Genomic DNA, 26301 nt, shown 5'->3' with positions numbered 1-26301 from the left:
ACGCGAGGAACGGCTTGCCCGTGCGCAGGCCGTTCTCTTTAGAATACGGCAAAAGATGCCGAGTCTCTTCACAAGAAGGCATCAACAGCCTCCGGCTGGGCGGCGATCGACGCTCTATCGGAGGTCTCACACGCATTCGATCGGCTGCAAAAAACTGCCGTGACGCCCGTGCGGAGACACACGACTTACGGTGTCTCAAACGGAGTGGCTCTTCACGGCAACAAAGGAATTTAATTCGAAATGACAGACTGCAGTAAACATAGCGGCGCAGACATTCTGATGGATCCGCATCGCAATCACGGCGTCGCCTTCTCGCAGAAGGAGCGCGCCGAACTTGGGCTTCGCGGACTCCTGCCGCCCGTGCCGGCTTCGTCCGAACAGCAGGTCGCGCGCATGCACGAAATGCTCTCGAGAATCGAGCTTCCGATCGATAAGGCGATGTTCCTCGACAGCCTTCATGCGCATGACGAGTCGCTTTTCTTCCGTCTGCTTATCGAGCGCACCGAAGAGTACATGCCGATCGTCTACACGCCGACGGTGGGTGAAGTTTGTCAGCGCTTCAGTCATATCTTCCGCTATCCGCGCGGTCTCTACATTTCGATCAATGACGCGGGCCAGGTCCGCGAGCTCGTCGAGAACGTCCCCAATGAAGAAGTCGACGTGATCGTTGTCACCGACGGCCAGCGCATCCTTGGTCTCGGTGACCAGGGTCTGAACGGCATGGGCATTCCCGTGGGCAAGCTTTCGCTTTACACGGCGTGCGCTGGCATTGATCCCGCCAAGACGCTGCCCGTCGTGATCGACGTCGGCACGAACAATCAGGAATACCTCAACGATCCGCTCTACCTCGGACTGCGCCACGAACGCATCACGGGCGAACGCTATGCGGCGCTCATTGAAGAGTTCGTTCAGGAAGTGCGCCGTCGCTGGCCGAACGTGCTTATTCAGTTCGAAGACTTCGGCAACCACAACGCGTTCGAGCTGCTGCACCGCTACCAGGAAAAGATCCTCTGCTTCAATGACGACATCCAGGGTACGGCCGCCGTGACGCTTTCGGGCGTGTACTCGGCGCTTCGCATCAAGAAGGAAACGCTTGCCGAACAGCGCTTCCTCTTCTTGGGTGCCGGCGAAGCTGCGACGGGCATTGCGACGCTTATCGTCGACGCGCTTGTTGACGAAGGGATGGATCGCGCGGAGGCTTACAAGCACTGCTGTCTCTTCGATTCGAAGGGGCTTGTCACCGCTTCGCGTACGGGATTGGCCGCCAACAAGCTGCCGTTTGCGCACGATCTCGACTCGGCCGACAAGTTCATTGATGCCGTGCGCCTCGTTCGTCCAACCTGCATCGTCGGTGTGGCTGCGCAGCCCGGCGCCTTCAACAGCGAAGTGCTTCGCGAAATGGCTGCGATCAACGAGCATCCGATGGTGTTCGCGCTTTCGAACCCGACTTCGCGCGCCGAGTGTGACGCGGAAACGGCTTATCGCGAAACGGACGGCCGTGCCCTCTTTGCATCCGGTTCGCCTTTCCCGCCCGTGGATGTCTGCGGCAAGCATTTTGTCCCGCGCCAGGGCAACAACTGCTACGTGTTCCCGGGGCTCGGTCTCGGTGCCGTGTTCGCCAAAGCCACGTGGATGCCCGACGGCATGTTCCTCACGGCCGCGCGTGAACTTGCCAAGCTCGTCAGTGAGGAAGACCTCGCGCAGGGTTCGCTCTATCCGTCGCTCGGCGAAGTGCGCGCCGCTTCCGTGAAGATCGGTGCGGCGGTCGCCGACTACGCCTATCGCCACGGACTCGCGACGGCCGATCGTCCGGACGATCTTGAAGCGGCCGTTGCCGCTTTCATGTACAAGCCCGAATGATCGTCAGACCGCCTGCGGCATGCCGCAGGCGGCCGATCCGGGCCTATTCGGGACGACGATGGCTGACACTGCAAAAGCGCCGCAGACGACGGTAACGGCCCGAACAGGTGAAGAAGCGGGGAATGACCGCCAGCAGGGCGGGGGTTCGCCGCTTGCTTTTTTATACGGCGAGCCACTCGATAAATTCCCTGCGGAACTGTACATTCCGCCTGACGCGTTGCTCGTCTTTCTCGAGCAGTTCGAAGGACCGCTCGACCTGCTTCTTTATCTCATTCGCAGTCAGAAGTTCGACGTGATGGACATTCCGATGGCTATCCTCACGGATCAGTACATCGGATACGTGGAGCTCATCCGTCGCTCCAACCTAGCACTTGCTTCGGCTTATCTGGTCATGGCTGCGACGCTCATGTCGATCAAAAGCCGCCTGTTGCTGCCTGCGCCTGCGCGTGAAGACGAAGGTGAAGAGCCCGAAGATCCTAGAGCCGAACTTATGCGGCGGCTTCTTGAATACGAAAAAATCAAGACGGCGGCGCGCGCGCTCGATCGCCTGCCTCGATTCGGACGCGACTTCCATCTGATCGAAGGGGTCTTTGTTCCGCAGGAAGAGACTGCGCCGCCAGCGGGCGACGTCGACGAGCTCGCTGCCGCGTGGCTTGATGTCGTATCTCGCATGCAGCTTTCTGCGAGGCACCGTGTTTTTCGCGAAACGCTTTCGGTTCGCGAACACATGACGGCGGTGTTGCGCCGTCTGAGCGGACGACCTTGGATCACGCTCGAAATGCTTCTTGAGGAGAGCGACGAACCCGAGCGAGAGACCGTTGCCGTGTGGTGTCTTGCGCTTCTTGAGCTTGCGAAAGCGGAACTTGTGCGTCTGACGCAGGCAGCGCCCTATGCTCCCATTTACGCAACGCCTGTGGGGCTGCGCTTTGCGGAAACGCCTTCGGATGACGTACCCGATTTCCACGACATTTCAAAGTTGAAAACGCCGGACGAAGAAGCGTCTTCTCTATTTTGAGACCCGCAGCAAAAACGCCCGCTCGAACGAATTCGAACGGGCGCAGTGGTTGGCGTTTCAGTGCGGAGGCGGTTAGCGGCGCGCTTTTTCCTTTTCATCGAGTTCGAGCAGCACCTGTTTGGCGCGCGCCATGGCAAATTCCATGTCGGGCACGAGGTTGGGGCCGAGCTCCTTGGTGATGCCCGTGCGCTCGAGCTGACGCAGCGGATGGCCGCTGGCTCCCGCAATGATGAGTTCGTGCGTACGGCGGTGCAGTGCTCGCACGAAGGACTCGATCTGATCCATCGCGGAGTTGTCGATGTTGATGAGATCCGTAAAGTCGAGCACAACGACGCGTGCGGCACCAGGGGCCGTGAGGCGCGCCGGGTCGGTGACGTGCTCGAGCTTGGAGATCGAACCGAAGAAGAGCGCACCCTTGATGTGCCAGGCTTCAACCGTTTCGGGGATGTCAAAGGGCAGCGTCGCCGGTTCCACTACCGTGATGTTGTTCATGCGATAGAGGAAAAAGATGCACGCGACGACAAGCCCCACTTCGACAGCGACCGTGAGGTCGAAGATCACCGTGAGGAGGAATGTCACGATGAGCGTCGCCTTATAGGAAAGTGTCATCTGGCGCAGGCGCAGGAATTCGCGCCAGTTGCCCATGTTCCACGCGACAAAAACGAGAATGGCTGCGAGCGCCGAGAGAGGAATATTGCTCGCAAGCGGGGCGGCGGCGAGGATCACGACTAAAAGCGTGAGTGCATGCACCATGCCCGAGATCGGCGAGGCGGCGCCCGACTTAATGTTCGTCACCGTACGCGCGATCGTGCCCGTGGCGGGGATGCCGCCGAAGAAGGGCGCGACAAAGTTTGCAATCCCCTGGCCCATCAGTTCCTGGTTGGGATCGTGGCGGTCGTCGGTCATGGTATCGGCCACGCGCGCACAAAGGAGGCTCTCGATCGAGCCGAGCACGGCGAGCGTGAGCATGGAACCCAAAAGCTGTTTGGCGTTGGCCCAGTCGACGTCGGGAATGGAGAAGGAGGGCAGCGACTGCGGAATCCCGCCGAACTTCGAACCGATCGTCTCGACGGGCAGTCCGAAGAGACTCACAACAAGCGTCGAGAGCACGAGCACGACCACGGTGCCCGGCAGGTGCGCGAGCCAGCGCTTCCACTGCGGGCCGCTCATCGAGTAGCCCTTCGGCCAGAAGAAGACGATGAGAAAGCTCGCAAGCGCAATGCCGAACGCCCACGGATTGAAGGTTTGAATGTGCGAGAGCAGTGCGCCGATCATTCCGAAAAAGTCGGCAGGCATTTTCGCGATCGAGAGCCCGAGAAAGTCCTTCACCTGCTGCAGGCCGATCATGACGGCGATGCCGTTTGTGAAGCCGATCACGATCGAAATCGGGATGAATTTAATAAAGCCCCCGATTTTGAAGAGCCCCATCAAAAATAGAATGATCCCTGAGCCGATCGTCGCAAGCATGAGGCTCTCGACACCGTACTGCGCGATGATGCCGTAAATGATGACGACGAATGCACCTGCCGGGCCGCCGATCTGAACGCGGCAGCCGCCTAGCAGCGAAATCAGGAAGCCGGCGATGATGGCGGTGTAAAGGCCGGCTTCGGGCGGCACGCCCGAAGCGATGCCGAAAGCCATCGCAAGGGGCAGCGCCACCATGCCGACAGTGAGGCCCGCCGAAATGTCGCGCGTGAGATGCCGTTTGTCGTAGCTGCGCAGGCTCTGGAAGAAAACGGGAGAGAAGCGTGCCAGCGGCAGGCGATGCAGAAGTTCGCCGGCCTGCTCTTTGAGAAACATTTTGGGAAAGCTGTCGAGGGGGAATTTTAGGTAAAGCAACCCATTCTAAAGAAAGGCGCCGCCCTAACGGGACGGCGCCGAGAAAGAAGGCGTAGAGCTTGCGCTATCTCAATACGGGCGCTCCCAGAGCGTCCGATCGACTGCGCCAGAGGCTATCAGCGGATGCGCATGCCGGGCACGGCACCGGAGTCGGGCGACAGCAGGAAGAGTCCGAGATCCTTGTTCTGTGCGTCGCTCGCGCAGAGCACCATGCCCTCGGACACACCAAAGCGCATCTTGCGCGGAGCGAGGTTGGCGATCACGATCGTGAGGCGGCCTTCAATGTCTGCAGGGTTGTAGGCGCTCTTGATGCCCGAGAACACGTTGCGCGTGCGGCCTTCACCAAGGTCGAGCGTCAAGCGCAGAAGTTTCGTGGAGCCTTCGACGGCTTCGCATTTGACGATCTTCGCCACGCGCATGTCGATCTTCGTGAAGTCGTCGATCGTGCACTCGGGCGCAATGGCTTCGCCGCCCGGAAGCACCGGTTCGGGTTCGGGGGCTTTTTCGGGCAAGAGAACGTCAAGCTGCTTTTCCATGTCAACGCGTTGCATGAGGTGCTTGAAGGGCTTGATGGGCGAAGTGCTAGAGAGCGACTTTTCGACGCTCGACCAGTCGAGCGGATCGATCGAAAGGAACGCTTCGACCTGTTCGGCCGTGTGCGGGAGCACCGGCTTCAGGTAGAGCGTAAGCAAGCGGAAGCCTTCGAGCGCGATCGAGGCGGCGCGATGAAGCGCTTCGGCCTTCGTCGGATCCTTGGCAAGCTCCCAAGGCTTTTCCTGGTCGACGAACTCGTTGATCACGTCGGCGAGTTCCATGACAAGACGCGTAGCGCGCGCAAATTCGCGCGCCTCGTAGTAGCTGCGAATTTCATCGGCGCGCTCGCGCAGGCGCACGAGGATCGGGTCCTGCATGGCAGCGTCGAGCACTCGCCCTTCGAAGCGCTTCACGATGAAGCCGGCGGCGCGGCTCGCGATGTTGATGTACTTGCCGATCAGGTCGGAGTTGACGCGCTGCGCGAAGTCGGACTTCGTGAAGTCGACGTCTTCAACACGCGAATTCATCTTGGCGGCGAGGTAGTAGCGCAGCCACTCCGGATTCATCCCGAGCTCGAGGTACTGCAGCGGGGAGATGCCCGTGCCGCGGCTCTTCGACATCTTTTCGCCGTTCACGGTCATGAAGCCGTGTGCGTTGACATGATCGGGCACACGGTAGGGCTGGCCGGCAAAGTGCAGCATGGCCGGCCAGAAGAGCGTGTGGAAGTAGATGATGTCCTTGCCGATGAAGTGGATCTGCTCGGTATTGGGGTCCGAGAGAATCTTTTCGAAGTCAAGGCCCTTCTCATTGCAGTAGGCGCAAAGTGCAGCGAGGTATCCGATCGGAGCGTCAAGCCAGACATAGAAGTACTTGCCCGGCGCATCGGGGATCTCAATGCCGAAATAGGGGGCGTCGCGCGAGATGTCCCAGTCGCTCAGATGACCGTCAGCGCCGAGCCATTCGTTGTCTTTAGCGAGCACTTCGTCCTGAACGCGCGCCGTACCGTCCTTGCCCTTGCCCGTAGACCATTCGCGCAGAAATTCCACGCACTGCGGGTCGGAGAGCTTGAAGAAGTAATGGGTCGACTTGCGGATAACAGGCGTGGAACCCGAAAGCGTCGAATAGGGATTGACGACTTCCATGGGCGAATAGACTGCCGAGCACTTTTCGCAGTTGTCGCCATACTGATCGGGGGCGCCGCAGCGCGGGCACGTCCCTTTGATGAAGCGGTCGGCAAGGAACATGCCCTTCACCGTGTCGTAGAACTGCTCGATCTCTTTCGTGTAGATGAGGCCGGCGTCTTTGAGGCGGCGATAGATCTTCTGGCTGATCTCGTGATTTTCCTTGCAGTCGGTCGAACCCCAGTAGTCGTGGCTGATGTAGAAGCCGTCGAGGTACTGCTTGCGACCGGCAGCGATTTCGGCGACGAAGGCCTGCGGAGTCATGCCGCGCTTTTGCGCGGCGATCATGATCGGCGCACCGTGTACGTCGTCAGCCCCCATGAAGTGCACGACGTTGCCGGACATTCGTTCGTGACGTACCCAAATGTCCGCCTGGATGTATTCCATGATGTGACCCATGTGGAAGGCCCCGTTGGCGTAGGGAAGTGCCGTGGTCACGAAAAGAGTGCGCTGAGTCATGAAGTGATGATCCTAAGTATTGAAGCGGGGCAAAGGCATCGGGCAGATGAGCCGCGGCCGAATGCGAACCGCCGACAAGAAGAATTGTCAAATTTTAGCGATTTGCGCGAAATCACGAGTTCAACGGAGCGTCTCACTTTTTTCGGATGTCTTGCGTCGCCCGCATCGATCGAGTTGTCGATTCTCACGACCTCGGTTTCAATCGGTCTTGGCTCCGATCTGCTTGACGAGCGAAGCCCACTTGGGACGCTCCTTACCGATAAAGGCACTGAAGTCGCTGCGCTCGCCGCTTGCAGGTTCGGCGCCCTTGGCGCGAAGGCGATCGACGACGCTTTTTTCTTTGAGCGCTCGCTGCAAGGCCACACTCATTTTTTCGAGCACACTCTCGGGCGTACCCGCTGGCGCCATGACACCGTCCCAGGCGGCAAGCTCGAACCCGTCGATGCCGAGCTCAGCAAAGGTCGGCACTTCGGGGGCAATGCCGAGTCGCGTAGCGGAGGCGACGCCGAGCGCGGCGAGTTTACCGGCACGGACATGGTGAATGACGTTGGGCGCCACATCGATCATGAGCGGTACGCGCCCGGCGAGCACGTCGAGAATGGCAGCGGCGCCGCCGCGGTAGGGGACGTGCGAGAGCTTTAGGCCTGTGCGTTCAGCGAGGAAGCATCCTGCAAGGTGACTCGTCGTGCCGTTGCCCGAAGAGGCATAGTCGACGACGTCGGGATTGGCTTTCGCATATTTCAGAAGAGATTCGAGATCGTTGACGCCCGCAATGGCGTTCGGATTGAGTACGGCCATGAGGCCGATACTCGAGATTTGCCCGACGGGCGCGAGTGAAACGAGCGGGTCAAACGGGATGTTGGCGTAAAGAAGCGGATTGACGCAGAGGATCCCGTTCGTGACGTAGAGAAGCGAGTTGCCGTCGGCAGGGAGATTCGACGCGAAGCGCGCGCCGACGGTACCGCCCGCACCAGGACGATTTTCAATCAGGATTTTTCTGCCGAACGCTGCGCCGAATTCCTGCGAGACGGAGCGCGCTAGCACGTCGCCGCCCCCTCCCGGAGGAAAAGGTACAACGAGTCGGGCGGGTGAATCGTTCGCGCGGGCGGCTGCCGAAAAAAGGGGGATTGTGCCGAATGCGGCGCAGGCGAGGCCCGCGGAAAGGAGCAGTCGTCGGTGCATGTCACATCTCCCGAAGCTTAAGTGAGAATCGTTAGTGGAAAGGAGCGAATTGTAGAAAAGCCAAGTCGACGAAAGGGGAAAATTTGTTAAAAGTTTTGTCGATCGGGATTTGAAAGTGCTTGCTGATCAGGCGTTTCGAAGAGGAATGCCGCCGCTCGACAAGCTCGGATGGCTCGCTACAATGAAAGCTTTCGTCAGCGCTGAAGAAAGTGTTTTCAGCGCCCAATGAAAAGGAAAAAAATCAGATGACCATTTCCACCGAAGAAGTCAAGGCTCGACTTGCTCAGCTGATCGACCCCGTGACCGGGACGGATTATGTTTCTTCGCGCATGCTCAAGGATGTTGAAACCGACGCGCAGGGCGGCGTTGTCGTTCGCATCGCGCTCGGCTATCCCGCCAAGTTTCGTGCACAGGCCGTGGGCGAAGCCGTTGGGAATGCCGTGGCCGAATTGGGCGCCTCGTCCGTGAAGGTGGAGGTGACGCAGGACATCATTGCGCATAAGGTGCAGGGCACGCTGCGCGTACTCCCGGGCGTGAAGAACATCATCGCGGTGAGTTCGGGCAAGGGCGGCGTCGGCAAGTCGACGGTTGCAGCGAATCTCGCGCTTGCGCTCGCGCACGAAGGCGCTCGCGTGGGTGTGCTTGACGCCGACGTATACGGCCCAAGTCAGCCGACGATGCTCGGCGCGCACGGCACGCCGATGACAGCCGACGGCAAGACGATGGAACCCCTTGAGTCGCACGGGCTTCAGATCAACTCCGTCGGCCTCATGGTTGACGAAGATGAGCCCATGATCTGGCGCGGTCCGATGGCCGCAGGCGCGCTTGAGCAGCTTCTGAAGCTCACGAATTGGCACGACCTCGACTATCTCGTTGTCGATATGCCGCCCGGCACGGGTGACATCCAGCTCACGCTCTCGCAGTCCGTGCCCATTACGGGGGCCGTGGTCGTCACGACGCCGCAGGACATTGCGCTCATCGATGCGAAGAAGGGGCTTCGCATGTTTGAAAAGGTCAATGTGCCGATTCTCGGCATTGTCGAAAATATGAGTGTCTTTATCTGCCCGCACTGTGGCGAGGTGACGCATGTTTTCGGCGAAGGCGGCGCGGACCGCATGAGCGAGAAGTACGGCGTACCCGTGCTCGGACACCTGCCGCTTTCGGCGCAGATCCGCGAAGAAGCCGACAGTGGCGCGCCCACGGTGGTAAAGAATCCCGATTCAAAGGAAGCCATGCTCTTCCGCGAAATGGCCATGAAGGTCGCGGGTTCTCTCGCCAAGCTCGGCAAGGACTACTCTGCCCGCATGCCTTCGATCAAGATCAAGAACGATTGATCGATTAGGCCGCGTTCGGCCGCCCGTGCAGAGTGCACGGGTGGTTCGACACGGGCTATTCGCTACGAAAACGCCCCGGTGCAGCTCGGCTTCCCGGGGCGTTTTGCAAAAGGTCGCTGTCAGCGGCGAGTCGCTTATTCGTCAAAGTTCGGCATTTCGACGCCGAGAACCTTGTGCAGCTTGGGCGAAGTCGTCGTGTACTGCAGGAAGATGCGCTTTTCGGGGAAGACGTAGTCGCAGGCGGCAAACGCGGCAAGAGCGCATTCGTGGAAGCCGGAAAGAATGAGCTTCTTTTTGCCCGGGTACGTGTTGATGTCGCCTACGGCGAAGATGCCCGGGATGTTGGTCTCGAAGCGAGCCGTGTCAACGACGATCTGTTTGCGGTCGAGCTCGAGCCCCCAGTTTTCGATCGGACCGAGCTTGGGTTGCAGGCCGAAGAAAACGAGGAGATGGTCGAGCGGAATGCGGCGCGTGACGCCGTCTGCGCCCGTGACGTTGACTTCAGTGAGGCGGTTGTCTTCTTCGGAGAAGCCCGTCACTTGGCCGACTTCAAACTGCATTTCCCAGTTTTCGCAGAGCTCCTTCATCTTGGCGACGGAGGCGGCCTGCGCGCGGAAGCCGTCTCGACGGTGCACGAGCACAACGCTCTCGGCCTTGCCGACTAGGTTGAGCGTCCAGTCGAGCGCGGAGTCGCCGCCGCCGCAGATGACGACGTTCTTGCCTTCGAAAATCGAGGGATCCTTGCAGCTGTAGTGGAGCTGGGTGCCTTCAAACTTTTCGATGCCCTTGACGCGAAGCGGGCGTGCTTGGAACGAACCCACGCCGGCGGCAATGATGACGACCTTGCACTTGAAGCGGGTGCCCTTGTCGGTTTCGACGCGGAACGCTCCGTCGGCCTGCTTTTCAACGACCGTCACTTCTTGGCCGAGGTGGAACACAGGACCGAAATGGTGGTTCTGCTTCAAGAGGTTTTCGGTGAGCTCGTACGAGGAGCAGACCGGTACGGCAGGAATGTCGTAGATCGGCTTGGTCGGGTAGAGTTCCATGCACTGGCCGCCGACATTGCGTAGCGAGTCGACAACGTGGCACTTGATTTCGAGCAGGCCGAGTTCAAAGACCTGGAAGAGGCCGACAGGACCGGCACCGATGATGACGGCGTCCGTTTCAATAATTTGGTCCGTTGGCTCGGCAACGGTCATGTAGTCTTCAATAGCCATTTTGAAAGCGCGGCTGCAGGCGGGTTCCGAAGGGCAGCCGAAGAAAATGAGTGAGCAAAAAAGGGCGCCGGACCAAAAGCGGACCGGCGGTGGGCGTTATTTTCGCACGGAATTCCCTGCAAAAACGAGACGTGAAAATCCAATTTCACCTGTCTCGCTTTTCTTGCGCGGCTTGCTCGCGCAGCTCGCGAAGGCGCGCATCGATCTGACTCATGGTGTAAAAGTCGCCGTCATTGGCCTTTTGGGCAAGCGCGTACTGATAAACGGCAGCCTCCGTGCCGCCCATGAGCGCATACATTTCTCCTGTGTGCATGTACTGCAGGCTCTTTTTGCCGAGTGCCTCATACGAGCGCGCGAGAATCGCGTGATAGTCGGGGTCGCTGTCGGTGAGCGCGGAGCCGTTGCGCAGGAAGTTGATGAGTTCCTGGTGGCGGTCGAGCGAATAAAGAAGGTCGACGTAGTTTTCCGCCATCATCGCCGAGAGCGGATAGGTACTGAGCGCCTTCTTGGCGTCGGCTAGCGCCCCCAGTTTTTCGGCACTCGTGCGCGCCGCGTCAAAACGCGTTCGGATGAGGTTGCGCTCCAGCACCGCCGATCGGATGCCGCACGTTGTCGAAGCTTTAGCTGCAGCATAAGCGCCAGCGCGGTCCTTGAGTTCGCCCTTGGCGACGGAAATGCCGTACTGATAGACGCAGGCCTCTTTGCCCTTGGCCGTTTTGAGACTTCGTTCGAAGTCGGCGAGCACGCGTCGCCACCCGTCGATGCGTGTTTCCTGCAGTACGCGGGCGCGCACTTGAATGAGACGGAAGTCGTCGCTGTCGCGATGCATGCGCGTGGGCATGCTGCGCGTACGGTTTTCCATATCTGCGATTCGCTCGATCGTGAGCGGGTGGGTCGAGAGATACGCAGGGGCGGCAGACTGGTAGAAGCGGTTGCTCGATTGGAGGCGCTCAAAGAAGCCCTCCATGCCTTTGGGGTCGAAGCCGGCGGCCGCAAGCGTCTGCAGGCCGAGTCGGTCGGCCTCTCGTTCGGCATCCTGCGAGTAATTGAGCTGAGACTGAATCATGGCTGCCTGCGAGCCCATTGCGATGGCTGCGGCCGCTTGGCCGCCCGAGTTGCCGCCCGCTCGTGCGGCCAGAATGGCCAGCAGCACCGAACCGAGCGTGAGCGCGAGGTTGCCGCGCTGCCCTTCGATCATGCGTGCGATGTGGCGCTGCGCGACGTGGCCGATTTCGTGGCCGACGACGCCCGCGAGCTCGCTCTCGTTGCGCGCGGAGATGATCGTGGCCGTATGTACGGCAATGAAGCCGCCGGGGAGCGCAAACGCGTTGAGCGTGTCGTCGCGGATCGGGAAAAAGAAAAAGTTGTAGGTGCTCGTTTTGGCGTGGCTCACGAGCTGATAGCCGAGGTGGTTCAGGTATTCCGTGATTTCCGGATCCGTCATGAAGGTCGGATCCGAGCGAACGGAATTCATGAGTTGTGCGCCCAAGCGGTGCTCTTCGAGCGGACTCAGCTCGGCGTCGGCGCTCGAGCCGAGATTGGGTAAATTGAGATCGAGCACCGTCGGGCCGGCAGCGGCGTAGATGGCCGATGTCGGCGTGGCGGCGACAAACACGGCCGCCAGGGCGCAGAGACGTGCGATAAATTTGGACATGCGTAGGCTCGGCATTTGGGCGGTGCAGCCGCAGCGCTCGTTCGCCTCAATGCTGTATCGTTTGAAGCTCGTGCCGGCGACCGGTCGGTGAAATGCTTCCCGTCTCGGCCGCAGCCGGCGAATTTATTCATTATGTCGTGTTTTGGTGCTTCCAATTTGGAGGCTGCGCGTTCTTAAAGGTAACGAAAAATGGGAGAACTCACACATTTCAATGTGGACGGCGAGGCGCACATGGTCGATGTGGGCGGCAAGAGTGAAACGCACCGCATCGCCCGAGCGACTGGAGTCATTCGCATGGCGCCCGCAACCTTTGAGCTTGTGAAGAGCGGCACGGCCAAAAAGGGGGGACGTCATCGGTGTCGCTCGTATTGCGGCGATCATGGCGAGCAAGCGTACGGCCGATCTCGTGCCGCTTTGTCATCCAATCGCGCTCACGCATGTTGACGTGGCCTTCGAACTTCACGAAGCAGCGAGCGAAATCCGATGCACGGCGACCTGCGAGTGCAAGGGGCAGACCGGCGTTGAAATGGAAGCGCTCACGGCCGTTCAGGTGGGACTTCTCACGATCTACGACATGTGCAAGGCAGTCGATCGCGGGATGGTGATGAGCGAGATTTGCCTGCTCGAAAAGGCGGGCGGCAAGTCCGGACATTGGACGCGCGGCTGATCGGTTGCAAGCGGCGGAAAAGAAAAAAAGCCGAGCGCTTTCGACGAGACGCTCGGCTTGGTTTTCTTTTCCGACTTGCGTCAGGAAAGCATGTGCTGATCGGGCAGGATGCCCATACAGGCAGCTTCGTACACGGCTTCGCCGCGCGAGTGCACTTGGAGCTTGCGGTAAATTTTCTTGATGTGCGCCGTCACGGTGTGCGGCGAAATCGACAGAATGTCGCCGATGTCGGCGAAAGAGATCCCCTTGGCCAGGAGCGCGAGAATTTCGGCTTCGCGCTGCGAGAGCGGCGCAATCTCCGTGCTGTCCTTTTTTTTGGCGCGAAGCGTGGGACTGTTTGAGCGGGACTGAAGCGCTTTGAGAACGCTGCGCGTTACCGTGGGCGAGACGGGGGAACCGCCGCCGCGCATGAGGCGCATGCTCGTTAGGATGTCCTCCTGGTCGCCCTTGAGAAGGTAGCCCATGGCGCCGGCAAGAACGGCGCGGATTACGGCGTTGTCCTGCGTATTCGTCGTGTAGACGAGAATGTCGATGTTTTCGTTGAACTGACGTGCTTTCGCAAAGAGCGGCGTGACGTCTTCACCGTTGAGCGCGATGTCCGTAATGAGCGCATCAACGGGCATGAAGCCGGAGATGGCCTCTTCCATGCGGATGCGGTCGGTGGCGATGCCAATGACGTTGTAATCGGAGGCTGAGCGAATCCTTTCGGCGAGTCGCTCGGCTTCTTCCCGGGTTTCGGCGGCGATGAACACGTTTTGCGGTTCTCGTTTTTGTCCGTTGTTAGTGAAAGCGTTATTCATCGGAGTCATTTTCTTTTGCGCTTGGTTTCTCTGCTCGCAACTTCTGCGCAGAGTGTCGAGTGCGCCTCTGCGGACCGACTGATCTTAGCACATCCCCTTTTTTGGTATCGCGTGAATGCGTTATCCATGAAAAAGGCCCGTCCGACCGAAGGTCGAGCGGACCTTTGTATGGGGCTGCTTCAAGCGCAGTAGCGCTAGCGCTTGAAGCGAAGACAGACATCAGGCTTGGCGAATGATAAGCAGCGGTACGTCGCCAGTAGCGGCGATACGCGTGGCAGTCGAGCCCATGATCGCGGCTTTGAAGCGGCCGTAGCCATGCGAGCCCATCACCACAATGTCGAGCTTCTTCTTCTTGGCGAAGGCGGCGATTTCGTCGCCGGGATTGCCGACAAGGCAAACTTCCTTCGTCTTCACTGCAGCCTTCGAGAAGAAGGGGCGAAGCGGTTCGACGGCTTCGTTGAACTCGTCCTTTTGCAGCTCGAGCACTTCTTCTTCAGAGAGTGCCGGCAGGGCCATGCCGGCCATGTCGGGCATGACGGCGCCTGCGTAGTCGCTCACGACGTTAATCAGGTAGAACGAGGCGCCCGTGCCGAAGAAGGAAATATGCTTGAGGGCATAGCGTACAGCGGCGCGCCCGTACTTCGAGCCGTCGACTGCGACACCGACGCGAAGGGCATCGGTCGCAGGCGGCAGTTTGCCGCGCACGACAAGAACCGGGCACTTCGACTGCGCGAGAACGCCGTTCGAGACGGAGCCGAAGAAGAGGCCCTTGAGGGCGCTCTGGCCGCGCGACCCCATGACGATCAGGTCGGCGCCGACCTTTTCGGCGCTTTTGGCGATGCTTTCGGCCGCTTCACCGACCACGAACGATTCGTTGGCTTGGAAGCCTGCTTTTTGGAGAATCTTGCGGGCGGGTTCGAAGACCTTTTCCGCCTCATCTTCATAGTAGCGGGTGAGCGCATCCTGGCCGACCAAGCGACAGGCACGCGCCGGAAGCGGCAACTGAATGTTGAGCAGCTCGATCGTCGGATTGCTGCCGAGAAGCGTCTTGCGGGTGGCTATGAAAGAAACAGCGTTCAGAGAGTTGGTACTGCCGTCGATCGGAACGAGAATTCGCATAGGGCCTCCTTGATTATTGAGAACGCTTCTGCGGTCTGAGTTGCGTCTCTTTTTGCCGGAACGTCGGACCACTGCAGAAAAGTCGCCGAATGGAAATATCCGACGCCACTGCAGTTCTGATCAAAAACGTCCTGTTAACTTAAATTTAGCACTTGAATTTTTTGAGAATTACCTTCTTTTTCTGACCCAAAGCAAAAAATCGAAAAATCGAAAAATGAAAAGTAAGTCTCCAAAATGAAGGAAGCGGCGTTGCGAATTTTTACAGAGAGTTGTCTGAAAATAAAGAAGCATTTTTTTTGTAAACGATCTAATCTCCGCTAAAAACCGCACATTTCGGAATCAAAAATGAGTTACACAACGGATCCGCGCCGCTTGGGCGGCGTCGCAAGACTTTACGGAGAGGAAGGCGCAGAACGATTGGCGCGTTCGCATGTTGTCGTTGTCGGAACGGGCGGCGTCGGCAGCTGGGCGGCCGAGGCGCTCGCGCGAACGGGTGTCGGTCGGCTGACACTCATCGACGGCGACAAAAGTGCGCTCTCCAACACGAATCGACAACTTCACGCGATGGACGGCAACTACGGCCAATACAAGGTCGAGCTGCTCAAAGCGCGATTCGCGCTCATCAACCCCGAGCTTGAAGTCAGTGCTATTACAGCTTTCGTCACGGCAGAGAATGCCGAAAGGCTTTTGCCCAAGGATGCCGACTGGGTGGTCGACTGCATTGACGATCTCAAAGGCAAAACCGTGCTTGTTGCAACCGCAAAGCGCCTCGGTTGCAAGGTGGTCGTTTCCGGCGGCGCCGGCGGCAAACGCCGTCCGAGTGAACTCGTTGAAGAGGATCTTGCGCGCATCAAGGGCGATCCCCTCGCGGCAAAGCTTCGTACCAATCTTCGGCGCGATTACGGCTTCCCCGCGGGCAGTGCGAGCGGCAAAGCCAAAAAGTTCGGGATTTTGGCCGTAACGAGTGCCGAAGCGGTGAAGCAGCCCGACGCCGAGAATCTCGCGGCTGTGGGTGCGCGCTCGGGTGAGCGCATCGGCTTCGGTTCCGGGATCGTTGTTACGGGCTCGGTCGGGCTGCGTCTTGCGGCGATCGTTATTAACGACATCGTCGAAAACGGTCCCGTGCACGCGACGGCGAATGCCGACTGAAGAGGCGCTCGGCATCGTGGCGTCGGGCTTGATGCCACAGCGCCGTCGCGCCATCCGTTCGGTCGCCCTAAAATGAGAGGAGACCGAAATACAAAAGCGGCGGCGCCCGCAGGCGAGGTGCCGGCCCGCTCAACCTAGAAGAGGAACAGGCATATGTACAAGCGGATTCTCGTGCCGACGGATGGTTCGGAGCGCTCGATCAAGGCGGTTGAGGGGGCGGCCAAGTTCGCCAAACCCCTTGGCGCGGCGCTCATTGTGATGACTGTTGTTGAACCCTATTCCTATACGAACTTGGCCGAATACCGACCTGAATCGATCGAGCAGTACGACGAGCGCGTCACCGAAGAAGCGCTCGATCGACTCGAAGAGGCGCGCAAGACCTGCGAAGCGCTCGGCGTTGATGCCAAGACTGTGATGACGAAGAGTTTCTCGCCCGCTGAGGCCGTCGTCGAACAGGCCGAAAAGAACGACTGCGACATCATCTTCATGGCGAGCCATGGACGCAAAGGTATTGCCGCTGTGTTGCTCGGCTCCGAAACGCAGAAGGTGCTCACGCATTCACAGATTCCCGTGATGGTTTTCCGGTAACGACGCGCTTGTTGCGGCGACCGAATGCCTTCAGGCTTCAAGCCGCTCTTTGCTAATATTGCCGCTTCAAAACAGACAAACTTCAGGAGCCAACCGAAATGGTCGAAGACTCTACGAATCCCATTGACGCGCTCGACATCGAAATGGATGCTGCCGGCCTCTACACGGAAGAAGTCGTGACGGACCGCCGCGTCGGCACGATCCGCGTGATGACACCGGTGAAGACTGACGGCCAGCGCGATCTCGACCGTCCGATGCTTTTTGTCGGCGAAACGCAGATCATGACGCAGATGGGGCCCCTACCCGTCACGTTCGAGATCCCTGCCGATAATGTCGGCGAAGCGGTCGAGAAGTTCGGTGCTGCCGCCAAGGACGGTGTCAAGAAGCTGATGGAGCGTCTGCAGGAGATGCGCCGCGAAGCCGCTTCTCAGATCGTGACGCCCGGTATGCCTGGTTTCCAGGCGCCGCCTCCTCCCGCCGGGGGCTCTGGTCTCGTGATGCCGTAATGCCGGCCGCGCCGCCCGAGCGTTCCTGTGGGCGCTAAGGGTGCGGCGTTGGAAGCATCGAAAAACAAAAGGCCCTTCGCGATGGAGCGCTGGGCCTTTTTCCTGAAAAAAGCATGCAGCAAGAGAAGTCCCAACCCTTTACGCGCGAGGACATGAAAAGCGCGCCGCAAAAGCTCCTTCGCGACGGGCGAACGGCCAATGCGGTCGTTACGAAAATCGAGGCCGCCGGCCGCACCTGGACCGTGAAGGACTTTTCATCGCGGCCTTGGTTCGTGCGCTGGTTTATTGCTCCCGTGCTTTTGTCGCGCGAACTCGCTTTCCTCAATCGGCTCGAAGGCGTCGACGGTATTGCCGATTCGGCCTTTCGCATCGACCGCTATGCGATTGCTGTGCAGTTTATGCCGGGCGAGTCGATCGGCAAGCGCGTCAAGGAGCGTGTCACGCCGGACTTTCTCGAGAAGCTCGAGGCACTCGTTGATGCCATGCATGCGCGCGGTGTCGTGCACTTGGATCTGCGCGGGCTCGGCAACGTAATGATTCGGCCCGACGATACGCCGGGGATCATCGACTTTCAGTCGTCGCTCTTTACCGACAGGATGCCGCGGGGTCTTAGGAAGATTCTTGAAGACTTCGACTTCTCGGGCGTACTCAAGAAGTGGGCGAAGTACCAGCCCGAAGCGATGGGCGACGCGCGTAAGGCAGAACTCGAGCGCATCAACAAAGTTCGCCGCTTCTGGGTGTTCCGCGGCTACTTCGGGATGAAAAAGAAGAAGCGCCGCTGAGCTCGGCAGCATTCGCTGTACGGACAAATTGCAAAAAATTCTTTTAAAAACAAACAAGTTGAAGCAATTTCTCGCTGAACTTGCTAAGATGCGCGCTCACATCGGGCGCGCTTCTTTTTCTGCGAGCGCATCGACCTCCGAACTTTGCATTAGGAACATGGCACAGTACGTTTTCACCATGAATCGCGTGGGTAAGGTTGTTCCGCCCAAGCGTCAGATTCTCAAGGACATTTCGCTCTCCTTTTTCCCGGGCGCCAAGATCGGCGTGCTCGGCCTAAACGGCGCGGGCAAGTCGACGCTGCTCAAAATTATGGCCGGCGTCGATCAGGATCACGAAGGCGAAGCGATTCCGATGCCGAATCTCAAGATCGGGTATCTGCCGCAGGAGCCGCAGCTCGACCCTGAGAAGACCGTGCGTCAGACGGTCGAAGAGGGTATGGGCGAAGTGATGGAAGCGCAGGCCAAGCTCGATGCTGTCTATGCCGCTTATGCCGAGCCGGATGCCGACTTCGATCAACTCGCCGCCGAGCAGGCACGCCTTGAGGCCATCATTGCCGCTGCGGGCACGAACGCCGAAACGCAGATGGAAGTGGCAGCCGACGCGCTGCGTCTGCCGCCTTGGGATACCAAGGTGGGCGTGCTTTCGGGCGGTGAAAAGCGCCGCGTGGCGCTTTGCCGTCTGCTTCTTTCGCGCCCGGACATGCTGCTCCTTGATGAACCGACAAATCACCTTGACGCCGAATCCGTCGAGTGGCTCGAGCAGTTCCTGCACCGCTTCCCGGGTACGGTCGTTGCCGTTACGCACGATCGCTACTTCCTTGACAACGCCGCCGAATGGATTCTTGAACTTGACCGCGGCGAGGGCATTCCTTGGAAGGGCAATTACTCGTCCTGGCTCGACCAGAAGGAAAAGCGCCTCGAAATCGAAAAGCGCCAGCAGGATGCACGCATGAAGGCGATCAAGCACGAACTTGAATGGGTTCGTCAGAATCCGAAGGGGCGTCAGGCGAAGTCAAAGGCTCGTCTGTCGCGCTTTGAGGAGCTCTCGAGCATTGAGTACCAGCAGCGTAACGAAACGAATGAAATTTTCATTCCTGTCGCGGAGCGCCTTGGCAACAACGTGATCGAATTCAGCCATGTTTCGAAGGGCTTTGGCGATCGTCTGCTTATTGACGATCTCTCCTTCACGATTCCGCCCGGCGCTATCGTCGGCGTAATTGGTCCGAATGGCGCCGGCAAGTCGACGCTCTTCAAGATGATCGAAGGCCGCGAGACCCCCGACAGCGGTGAAATCAAGATCGGCCCGACGGTGCATCTTGCCGCCGTCGATCAGCTGCGCGATTCGCTGCCGAACGACAAGACGGTCTTTGAGGCCGTTTCCGATGGTCTCGACGTGCTGCAGGTGGGCAAGTTCTCCATGCAGAGCCGTGCTTATCTCGGCCGCTTTAACTTCAAGGGCGCTGATCAGCAAAAGCTCGTTGGCGCGCTCTCTGGGGGCGAGCGCGGTCGTCTGCACCTTGCCAAGACGCTGCTTGCGGGCGGCAACGTGCTGCTGCTCGACGAACCGTCGAACGACCTGGACGTCGAAACGCTTCGCGCGCTCGAAGAGGCGCTTCTCGAGTTCGCGGGTTGCGCGCTCGTGACCTCGCACGACCGTTGGTTCCTCGACCGCATTGCTACGCACATCCTTGCCTTCGAAGGTGACTCGAAGGTTGTCTTCTTTGACGGCAACTACAACGAGTACGAAGCCGACAAGCGCCGTCGTCTCGGCGAAGAAGGGGCGCGCCCGAAGCGTCTTCGTTTCAAGCCGCTCAAGCACTGAGCTTGATGAGCGGCTGAGGGGCTCGGCGTGCCGTCGGGTCCCTGCTGCAATGCTTTCCGACAATGAGAGAGGCTGCGCTTTCGAGAGCAACCTCTCTTTTTCTACGTACGCATGCCCGCAGAAGTTATTGCTAACAATGCATCGGTTGGTTCTTTGAGCGAGTCGTTCCTCGATCGAGCGCTCAAAATCTACGTCGCTGGTGCAGCAGACCCGGTCTTTGATCCAGAGCAGGCTCGCGATGCGCTCGCATATGCGCAGCGCACTTTAGAAAAGGGCGCTCGTGTGCTTCTGCGTCTATTCGCGACGCCGGCATCTTTTAATGCCGGGCTTCGGCGCGTCTGTGAGGGCGCAGTTTCGCGTGCTGTCGGGAGCGCCTTGCCGAGCAATGCATGTCGGTGGCATCGGTGCGGCGAGGTCGAGACCTGCCGCAGTCCGAACCTCACTATCCAGGTCTGTTTCATCGTGCCCGAGCGACGGCAGCGCGAGGCGGGATGCAGGGCTGATGTTCTTTTTGTTCGGCAACTGGGCGACGCCGTGCGGCTTCGCGGCTTCATGCACCCGGGGACTCGCGTTCGGGTGACCGGAGAGGCGCCGAAGCTCGAAGGGAGCGAAGCGCAGCTACAGGTGTTTACAAAAGCGGGTGAGCGCGAATACACGCCCAATTTCACATCCAAAATTTCGTCGACGCCGGTCGCGGGCAGCCTCGTAGCGTGCGGCGCAGGGGCCGTGAAGGATGTACTAGTTGTCGGCGCCGGGATGGCGGGGGCCTTTGCCGCGCACTCGCTCAAATTGCGCGGTTTCCGATTGAGCGTTGTCGATGCAGGCGCAGTGCCGGCGAGCGGCGCCTCGGCGCTATATGCGGCACTCGCGCATCCACATTGGGAGGCGGTTGACACGAGCGGATTTCGCTTGACGGCAGCCGGTACGATGCGACTCGCCGAACTGCTCGAAGCGCATCCCGAGTGCGTGCATGCGAGCGGACTCCTCGATCTTGCGATCGACGAAGAGGAGGAGCGGCATTTTCGACAAGCGGCGCTCTCGGTGGCAAAAGTCGGTGCAAAAGGTGGGCATCATCCTTACGTGCCCGAATTCCTCGAGGCGGATGCGGCAAGCCGTACAGCAGGTACACGTGTTCGCTTCGGCGGGTGGTGGTACGCAGAAGGACGCCTCGTCAATGCTGGGGCGCTCGTTCGAACGCTCCTCAAGGGAATAGCTTCGCCTGTTCTCACGAATATGCCCGTGCGGTTACGACGCGAGGAAGGGGTATGGCTCGCATTCAACCGAGCGGGGGTCGTTGTGGCGAAGGCGCAGGCTGTCGTAGCGGCTGCCGGACTGGCTTCAGGCGCGCTTTTTGGGGACGAGGCTGATGATTACGGTATCTCGCCGCTGTACGGTCGAATTTCGATTCTGAGAAGTTGCGACTGCAGAACGCTTGCAGCACCTGTTACGGGGCGGGGGTACGCTGCCAGGACGGCCGATGGCTACGTCGGGGTTGGCGCGACCTACGAACGCGCGTGCGAGCCGGTTCTAAGCGTCCAAGAAGCACACGCACATAATCTCGCCATTTTGCCGCGTCTTTTCGAGGGCGCCGACGCGTGCGTGCCCTGCGGCTTTTATGAGGGCGTGCGTGCGGTGGCGGCTGACCGCATGCCGATTGCGGGGCCTATGGTCGATATGCCCGCGCTGCGCGCGCTTGACGCCAACCGCACTGAAGCCGCGCAGGTGCCGCTCCTGCCGCAGGCGTGGGGGCTTTTTGCGCTCGGTTCTCGCGGGCTCTCCTGGGGACTCATGCTCGCTGAGGTGCTCGCCGCCCGCATGGCGGGCGAGCCGGCGCCGATCGTGCATTCGCTCGAAGAGTCCCTTTCGCCTGCACGGCACGCGCTGCGCAGGCGACGTGCGAAGACGCGCTGAGTGCGGGCGGTCAACAAAGGTTCAACGATTGATCAGTTTTTGCCGCAGCACTGCTTGTACTTCTTACCGCTGCCACAAGGACACGGATCGTTGCGGCCGATGCGCGGCGATTCACGGCGAACGGGCTTGTTCGGGCGGAGGTACTGCTTGAGCTCGAAAACGCTTTCGACTACATCGTAGAGTGCGTCGGCAAGTGTTTCGGGCTTCTTGCCTGCGGCCTCTTCGATACGTTCGATCAGCGCTTCATCGTCGGGCGAATCGGCTTCAAGCGGCGCATAGCGCGCAATGCGCGCCAGGTGCTTGAAGGCGTTGTCATCTTCGCCCTCTAGAATCGGGTCGGCCCACACGCCCGCTCCCATGAAGAAGCCCGTGGCCCAGGGCTCGATTGCGTCGATGCCTTCGGCGTCGAGAATTTCGTTGCCCTCGTCGTCAACGAACGGGAGAATGATCGGATCGAGACCGCCGCCTGCGTTGAGCGCCGCGGCGATTTCGCGCTTTCGCATGTCGATGAGCTCGAGAATGCGGGGATTGTCAGGCACCTTTTCGGGGTCGCCTTCTTCGTCAAAGATGAAGGGCAACAGGTCTTCGTCCGTCGGCATCTCGGGCGCCAGCAGCGAAGCGGTGAGATAGCCGTCAAGCACGCCGACCTCCATGACGCTCTCGCCGAGCGGTTCGAGAAGGCGATCGAGCTCTTCGATCTGTTCTGCGTCGATGAGACGGGCATCCTGATGATTCATTTGCAGTTTCCTTTCGTGCTGGAAGTTTGTGTGGGCGCGATCATAGCCCAAAGGTTTTCGGATTGTTGCTTTTGCACGCAAATGTTTGTTCAGCATGTCACCGAACGATCGCGCATAATGAGCTCTTTCAAAAAAAAAGGGGGCGCTCGTGGATTGGCTTTATCTGCTGCAGACAGTTGTTCTCGGCATAGTTGAAGGACTGACGGAGTTTCTGCCGATCAGCTCGACCGGGCATCTCATCATTGCGTCGGATTTGGTGAACTTTGCCGACGCGCCCGGCGCAGACACATTTGTCGTTGCCATTCAGGCGGGTGCCATTCTCGCTGTCTGCTGGTATTACCGTGAGCGCATTGTGCGCATTTTGCGCGGACTCTTCTCCGACCCTGTCGAACAGCGTCTTGCCGTTAATACGATCGTGGGCTTTCTGCCCGCGGCGCTTGTCGGCGTGTTGGTTGCCGGCGCGATCAAGACGTATCTCTTCAATCCCGTTACTGTTGCGGCGGCGCTTGTTGTGGGCGGCCTTATCATTCTTTGGGTTGAAAAGCGCGAAGCGGCGAAGGGGCGCGCGCCGCGCGTTCTCACAATGGATGATATGACCTGGAAGGATGCGCTTCTTGTGGGCTTCATGCAGTGCTTTGCGATGATTCCCGGGACGAGCCGTTCGGGTGCGACCATCATCGGAGGTCTTTTCCTCGGTCTTTCACGCAAGGCGGCCACAGAGTTCTCGTTTTTCCTGTCAATTCCGACGATTTTCGGCGCGACGGTGTATGACCTCTACAAGGCGCGCGACATGCTTGCTGCGGCGAATCTCGAGGGGCTTGTCGTCGGTACGGTCGTCTCGTTTCTGAGCGCGCTCTTTGTCGTGCGCTGGCTGCTGCGCTACGTTTCGACAAACGATTTCAAAGCGTTTGGCTGGTACCGAATCGTCTTCGGAATTCTCATCCTCGTTCTAGGGGCAACAGGCGCCGTCGAGTGGCGCGATATCTGACGCTTTGGCGGTCGCGAAGAAAAAGAAATGCGGCGGATTTCCGATACGGAGGTCCGCCGCGGGCTTTTCTTCCGGAGCGTATTTCAGTCGAAAAACGCCTTATTCGGGCTTTCGGATATAGACGAGGTCCCAGATGCCGTGCCCGAGGCGCTCGCCGCGCGACTGGAACTTTGTTGTCGGGCGCTCGCTCAAGGGGTTGCCCATGACAGGGCTGTAGTTGCCAGCGCCGTGCAGGTTTGCAAGCTTCGCTTCCCCTTCAAGAACTTCGAGCATCTGCTCGGCGTAGTTCTGCCAGTCCGTGGCGCAGTGAATGTAGCCGCCCGGGCGAATCTTCGAGGCAAGCATCCCGATGAAAGGCTGCGCGACGAGGCGCCGCTTGTGGTGACGCGCTTTGCGCCAGGGATCGGGGAAGTAGATGTGCACGCCATCGAGCGAATTGTCCGCAATCATGTCGCGCACGACTTCAACGGCGTCGTGACGAATGATGCGCACGTTCTCTATGCCGCCTTCTTCGAGGCGCTTGGCAAGTGCGCCGACGCCCGCGGCGAAGACTTCGCAGCCGAGGTAGTTCACGTCCGGGCGAAGCTGCGCGATACGGGCGGTTGTTTCTCCCATGCCGCAGCCGATTTCAAGAACGACGGGCGCCGAGCGTCCGAAAATCGACTCGAAGGCAATCGGCGTATCGGCGTAGGCGACTTCGTAGCGGGGGAGCACCTCTTCGAGTGCGCGCTTCTGGGCGTTGGAAATGTGACCGCGGCGCAGCACGAAGCTGCGGATGTGGCGGTTCTTGAGCGCTTCAAGTTCTTCAGCAGTGAGTTCTTTCTTGTCCATTTTTTCGATGAAAGCGACGGCATGGCCGGAGTGCGCGAGATTCTAACAGCGGATGTCGGCCGAGCGGGAAAAACGAAGGGCGCTCCGTACGCGGAGCGCCCTCGATCGAATGTCGGTTCGCCTATTGAATCGTTGCTTTAGCGGTGCGAAATCTTTCGAACAAGCCGGTCGCCGAAGGACTGCAGCCCCTGAACGAGGACGATGAGCACGATCACGACGGGCCACATGACTTCGGGCATGAATCGCTGGTAACCGTAGCGGATGCCGAGGTCACCCAAGCCGCCGCCGCCCACAACGCCTGCCATGGCCGAGTAGCCGATGAGCGAAATCACGGCAATGGTAAGGCCGGCGAGGATGCCGGGCATCGCTTCGGGCAGAAGTACCTTCGTGACGATTTGCAGGTTCGTCGCCCCCATGGCCTGAGCGGCCTCGACGAGTCCCTTATCCACTTCGCGCAGGCTCGTTTCGACGATTCGGGCGATGAAAGGCGCCACCGAAATCGTGAGCGGCACGATCGCTGCGGCCGTGCCGATCGAGGAGCCGACGACGAGGCGCGTGAACGGAATGATCGCCACGAGCAGAATGATGAAGGGCACGGAGCGCAGAGCATTGACGATTGCGCCGAGAACCACGTTGAGCACCGGCATCGGCAGAAAGGACTTCTTGTCCGTCACAAAGAGAATGATGCCAAGCGGGATGCCGAGAACCGTTCCGATGCCACCCGAAATGGCCACCATGACAAGCGTTTCGAGGAACGAATCGAAGATCATGCTGACAAGACTACTGGACATCGGAGAGCTCCTCTACATTGACGCCGCGCTGGCGCAGGAAGTGAACGGCTTTTTCGTAAACGTCGGCCTCGGCTTCAACGAGAATCGTGAGCGTGCCGAGGCTGCGGCCCTGCATGTCGTCAACGGTGCCGCGCAGGATGTTGAAGTTGATGTCGAAGGCGCGCGAGCATTCGGAGATGACGGGCTGCGTGACTTCGTCGCCGATGAAGGAGAGGCGAAGCAGGTGAACCTCTTCGTGCGAACTGCGGGCGGCGCGTGCCGATCGCACGCGCTCGATGATCGATTCGGGCAGGTCGCTTGCAACGACGTTACCGATGAGTGCTTTGGTGGTCTCGCTCTGCGGTCGCGCAAAGATGTCGATTACGTTGCCGCGCTCAACGATTTCGCCCTTGTTCATGACGGCCACGCGGTTGCAGATCTGCTTGACGACGTTCATTTCGTGCGTAATAAGAACGATCGTGACGCCGAGCTCGCGGTTGATTTTCTGCAAAAGCGCGAGCGTAGCGACCGTCGTTTCAGGGTCAAGCGCCGAGGTCGCTTCGTCGGAAAGAAGCACCTTCGGGTCGTTAGCGAGCGCACGGGCGATGCCGACACGCTGCTTCTGACCGCCCGAGAGCTGGGAGGGGTATTTGTCAACGTGTTCGGTAAGGCCCACGAGTTCAATGAGAGGGCGGATTTTCTTATCGATCACGTCTTTGGGCGTGCCGACGAGTTCGAGCGGCAACGCAACGTTCTGATAAACGGTGCGCGACGAGAGCAGGTTGAAGTGCTGGAAGATCATCCCGATCGAGCGGCGCACCTCGCGCAGTTCGCTTTCCGGGAGCGCGGTGAGATCGTGCTCGTTGACGATAACGCGACCTTCGCTCGGCCGATTGAGCAGATTAATGCAGCGCACGAGCGTACTCTTGCCCGCGCCCGAGCGGCCGATGATGCCGAAAATCTCACCGTCCTCGATCTCGAGAGAGACGTCCTTGAGCGCTTGGAAGGTGTTGCCCGACGGATCGGTGTACGTCTGCGTTATGTGTTCAAGTTGGATCATTCTTTTTCTTCTGTATCCGGAAGCTGTCTGCCCGCAGACTCGGGCGGCGTCCGAATTGCGAGGGGATTTGATGCATTGTGCAAGTGTAGCGGGCGACAGGCAGCGGCAGGCGCCCGAACGGGCGGCATCGAGTGCCGTCTTGCGGTATTACTTTCGAAATGCCGTGCTGGAGGGCCCGGAAATGAAAAAAGCCGTCGATGACTCGACGGCTTTTTGAATTGGTGGGAACGCAGGGATTCGAACCCTGGACCGACGGATTAAGAGTCCGCTGCTCTACCAACTGAGCTACGTTCCCA

21 protein-coding genes, 1 tRNA gene and 1 pseudogene are annotated in these 26301 nt (G+C 59.5%); 11 read left to right on the top strand and 12 right to left on the bottom strand.

All coding sequences use genetic code 11. The annotated features are described in order from the left end of the window. Nucleotides 1-240: 240 nt before the first annotated feature. On the top strand, nt 241-1860 hold the full coding sequence (locus H6A60_RS00115) for an NAD-dependent malic enzyme (protein WP_205101316.1): 1620 nt from the start codon (nt 241-243) through the stop codon (nt 1858-1860). A gap of 58 nt (nt 1861-1918) precedes the next feature. Continuing rightward, nucleotides 1919-2875: a segregation and condensation protein A gene (locus tag H6A60_RS00110; protein WP_205101315.1), complete on the top strand. Its 957-nt coding sequence runs from the start codon at nt 1919-1921 to the stop codon at nt 2873-2875. 72 nt (nt 2876-2947) lie between these two features. Here H6A60_RS00110 and H6A60_RS00105 read toward each other — a convergent pair whose 3' ends face one another. The 3 genes from H6A60_RS00105 to H6A60_RS00095 form a co-directional block, all read right to left on the bottom strand. Next, complete coding sequence (locus H6A60_RS00105; RefSeq protein WP_205101314.1) at nt 2948-4675, bottom strand: SulP family inorganic anion transporter; 1728 nt, start codon at nt 4673-4675, stop codon at nt 2948-2950. Nucleotides 4676-4830: 155 nt separating this feature from the next. After that, the gene (gene metG / locus H6A60_RS00100) at nt 4831-6888 is read right to left on the bottom strand and encodes a methionine--tRNA ligase (protein ID WP_205101313.1); all 2058 of its coding nucleotides are present in this window, start codon (nt 6886-6888) and stop codon (nt 4831-4833) included. A gap of 198 nt (nt 6889-7086) precedes the next feature. Continuing rightward, entirely contained in the window at nt 7087-8070 is a 984-nt protein-coding gene (locus tag H6A60_RS00095) for a Bug family tripartite tricarboxylate transporter substrate binding protein (RefSeq protein WP_205101312.1), read from the bottom strand. A 245-nt stretch (nt 8071-8315) separates the two neighbouring features. Between H6A60_RS00095 and apbC the strand changes: the two genes are divergently transcribed. Further along, nucleotides 8316-9404 carry an iron-sulfur cluster carrier protein ApbC gene (gene apbC, locus H6A60_RS00090; protein WP_205101311.1) on the top strand — a complete coding sequence of 363 codons (1089 nt, stop codon included), beginning with the start codon at nt 8316-8318 and terminating at the stop codon, nt 9402-9404. A gap of 134 nt (nt 9405-9538) precedes the next feature. Here the strand turns inward: apbC and H6A60_RS00085 are convergent, their stop codons facing one another. Together H6A60_RS00085 and H6A60_RS00080 are read right to left on the bottom strand one after the other, a co-directional pair. After that, nucleotides 9539-10621: an NAD(P)/FAD-dependent oxidoreductase gene (locus H6A60_RS00085; protein ID WP_205101310.1), complete on the bottom strand. Its 1083-nt coding sequence runs from the start codon at nt 10619-10621 to the stop codon at nt 9539-9541. Nucleotides 10622-10766: 145 nt separating this feature from the next. After that, on the bottom strand, nt 10767-12275 hold the full coding sequence (locus H6A60_RS00080; protein ID WP_205101309.1) for a M48 family metallopeptidase: 1509 nt from the start codon (nt 12273-12275) through the stop codon (nt 10767-10769). Between the two features lie 189 nt (nt 12276-12464). Here H6A60_RS00080 and moaC point away from each other — a divergent pair. After that, nucleotides 12465-12942, top strand: a pseudogene (moaC, locus tag H6A60_RS00075) (cyclic pyranopterin monophosphate synthase MoaC). A gap of 80 nt (nt 12943-13022) precedes the next feature. On the opposite strand, the gene H6A60_RS00070 reads toward moaC, so the two are convergent. Next, nucleotides 13023-13742 carry a response regulator transcription factor gene (locus H6A60_RS00070; RefSeq protein ID WP_205101308.1) on the bottom strand — a complete coding sequence of 240 codons (720 nt, stop codon included), beginning with the start codon at nt 13740-13742 and terminating at the stop codon, nt 13023-13025. A 219-nt stretch (nt 13743-13961) separates the two neighbouring features. Continuing rightward, the gene (locus tag H6A60_RS00065) at nt 13962-14861 is read right to left on the bottom strand and encodes a universal stress protein (RefSeq protein ID WP_205101307.1); all 900 of its coding nucleotides are present in this window, start codon (nt 14859-14861) and stop codon (nt 13962-13964) included. Nucleotides 14862-15206: 345 nt separating this feature from the next. Between H6A60_RS00065 and H6A60_RS00060 the strand changes: the two genes are divergently transcribed. The 6 genes from H6A60_RS00060 to mnmC1 all read left to right on the top strand — a co-directional run bounded on the left by H6A60_RS00060 (nt 15207) and on the right by mnmC1 (nt 21619). Beyond that, nucleotides 15207-16010, top strand: a complete 804-nt coding sequence (locus H6A60_RS00060) for a tRNA threonylcarbamoyladenosine dehydratase (RefSeq protein ID WP_205101306.1) — start codon at nt 15207-15209, stop codon at nt 16008-16010. 153 nt (nt 16011-16163) lie between these two features. Next, complete coding sequence (locus tag H6A60_RS00055; protein WP_205101305.1) at nt 16164-16598, top strand: universal stress protein; 435 nt, start codon at nt 16164-16166, stop codon at nt 16596-16598. Between the two features lie 98 nt (nt 16599-16696). Further along, a complete protein-coding gene (locus H6A60_RS00050) occupies nt 16697-17104 on the top strand; it encodes a hypothetical protein (RefSeq protein WP_205101304.1) in 408 nt (135 codons plus the stop codon). Nucleotides 17105-17217: 113 nt separating this feature from the next. Further along, on the top strand, nt 17218-17886 hold the full coding sequence (locus H6A60_RS00045; protein ID WP_205101303.1) for an aminoglycoside phosphotransferase family protein: 669 nt from the start codon (nt 17218-17220) through the stop codon (nt 17884-17886). 157 nt (nt 17887-18043) lie between these two features. Continuing rightward, nucleotides 18044-19708: an energy-dependent translational throttle protein EttA gene (gene ettA / locus H6A60_RS00040; RefSeq protein WP_205101302.1), complete on the top strand. Its 1665-nt coding sequence runs from the start codon at nt 18044-18046 to the stop codon at nt 19706-19708. A gap of 576 nt (nt 19709-20284) precedes the next feature. Further along, nucleotides 20285-21619, top strand: coding sequence for an FAD-dependent 5-carboxymethylaminomethyl-2-thiouridine(34) oxidoreductase MnmC1 (gene mnmC1, locus H6A60_RS00035; protein WP_205101301.1), 1335 nt, complete (start codon nt 20285-20287; stop codon nt 21617-21619). A 32-nt stretch (nt 21620-21651) separates the two neighbouring features. Here mnmC1 and H6A60_RS00030 read toward each other — a convergent pair whose 3' ends face one another. Then, complete coding sequence (locus H6A60_RS00030; RefSeq protein WP_205101300.1) at nt 21652-22356, bottom strand: UPF0149 family protein; 705 nt, start codon at nt 22354-22356, stop codon at nt 21652-21654. Nucleotides 22357-22504: 148 nt separating this feature from the next. On the opposite strand from H6A60_RS00030, the gene H6A60_RS00025 reads away from it, so the two are divergent. Further along, the gene (locus H6A60_RS00025; protein WP_205101299.1) at nt 22505-23344 is read left to right on the top strand and encodes an undecaprenyl-diphosphate phosphatase; all 840 of its coding nucleotides are present in this window, start codon (nt 22505-22507) and stop codon (nt 23342-23344) included. A gap of 99 nt (nt 23345-23443) precedes the next feature. Here the strand turns inward: H6A60_RS00025 and trmB are convergent, their stop codons facing one another. The 4 genes from trmB to H6A60_RS00005 all read right to left on the bottom strand — a co-directional run bounded on the left by trmB (nt 23444) and on the right by H6A60_RS00005 (nt 26300). Then, complete coding sequence (trmB, locus tag H6A60_RS00020) at nt 23444-24175, bottom strand: tRNA (guanosine(46)-N7)-methyltransferase TrmB (protein ID WP_205101298.1); 732 nt, start codon at nt 24173-24175, stop codon at nt 23444-23446. Nucleotides 24176-24312: 137 nt separating this feature from the next. Beyond that, on the bottom strand, nt 24313-24966 hold the full coding sequence (locus H6A60_RS00015; protein WP_205101297.1) for a methionine ABC transporter permease: 654 nt from the start codon (nt 24964-24966) through the stop codon (nt 24313-24315). Next, nucleotides 24956-26005: a methionine ABC transporter ATP-binding protein gene (locus H6A60_RS00010; RefSeq protein WP_205101296.1), complete on the bottom strand. Its 1050-nt coding sequence runs from the start codon at nt 26003-26005 to the stop codon at nt 24956-24958. Before H6A60_RS00010 ends, H6A60_RS00015 begins: the two co-directional genes overlap by 11 nt. Before the next feature lie 219 nt (nt 26006-26224). Next, nucleotides 26225-26300 (bottom strand) — tRNA-Lys (locus tag H6A60_RS00005). Between the last annotated feature and the right edge of the window lies 1 nt (nt 26301).

This window comes from Sutterella massiliensis (assembly GCF_016899755.1).
Taxonomy (GTDB): Bacteria; Pseudomonadota; Gammaproteobacteria; order Burkholderiales; family Burkholderiaceae_F; genus Sutterella; species Sutterella massiliensis.
Note: the sequence above shows the minus strand (reverse complement) of the source record. Positions and strands in the feature narration are given on the sequence as shown.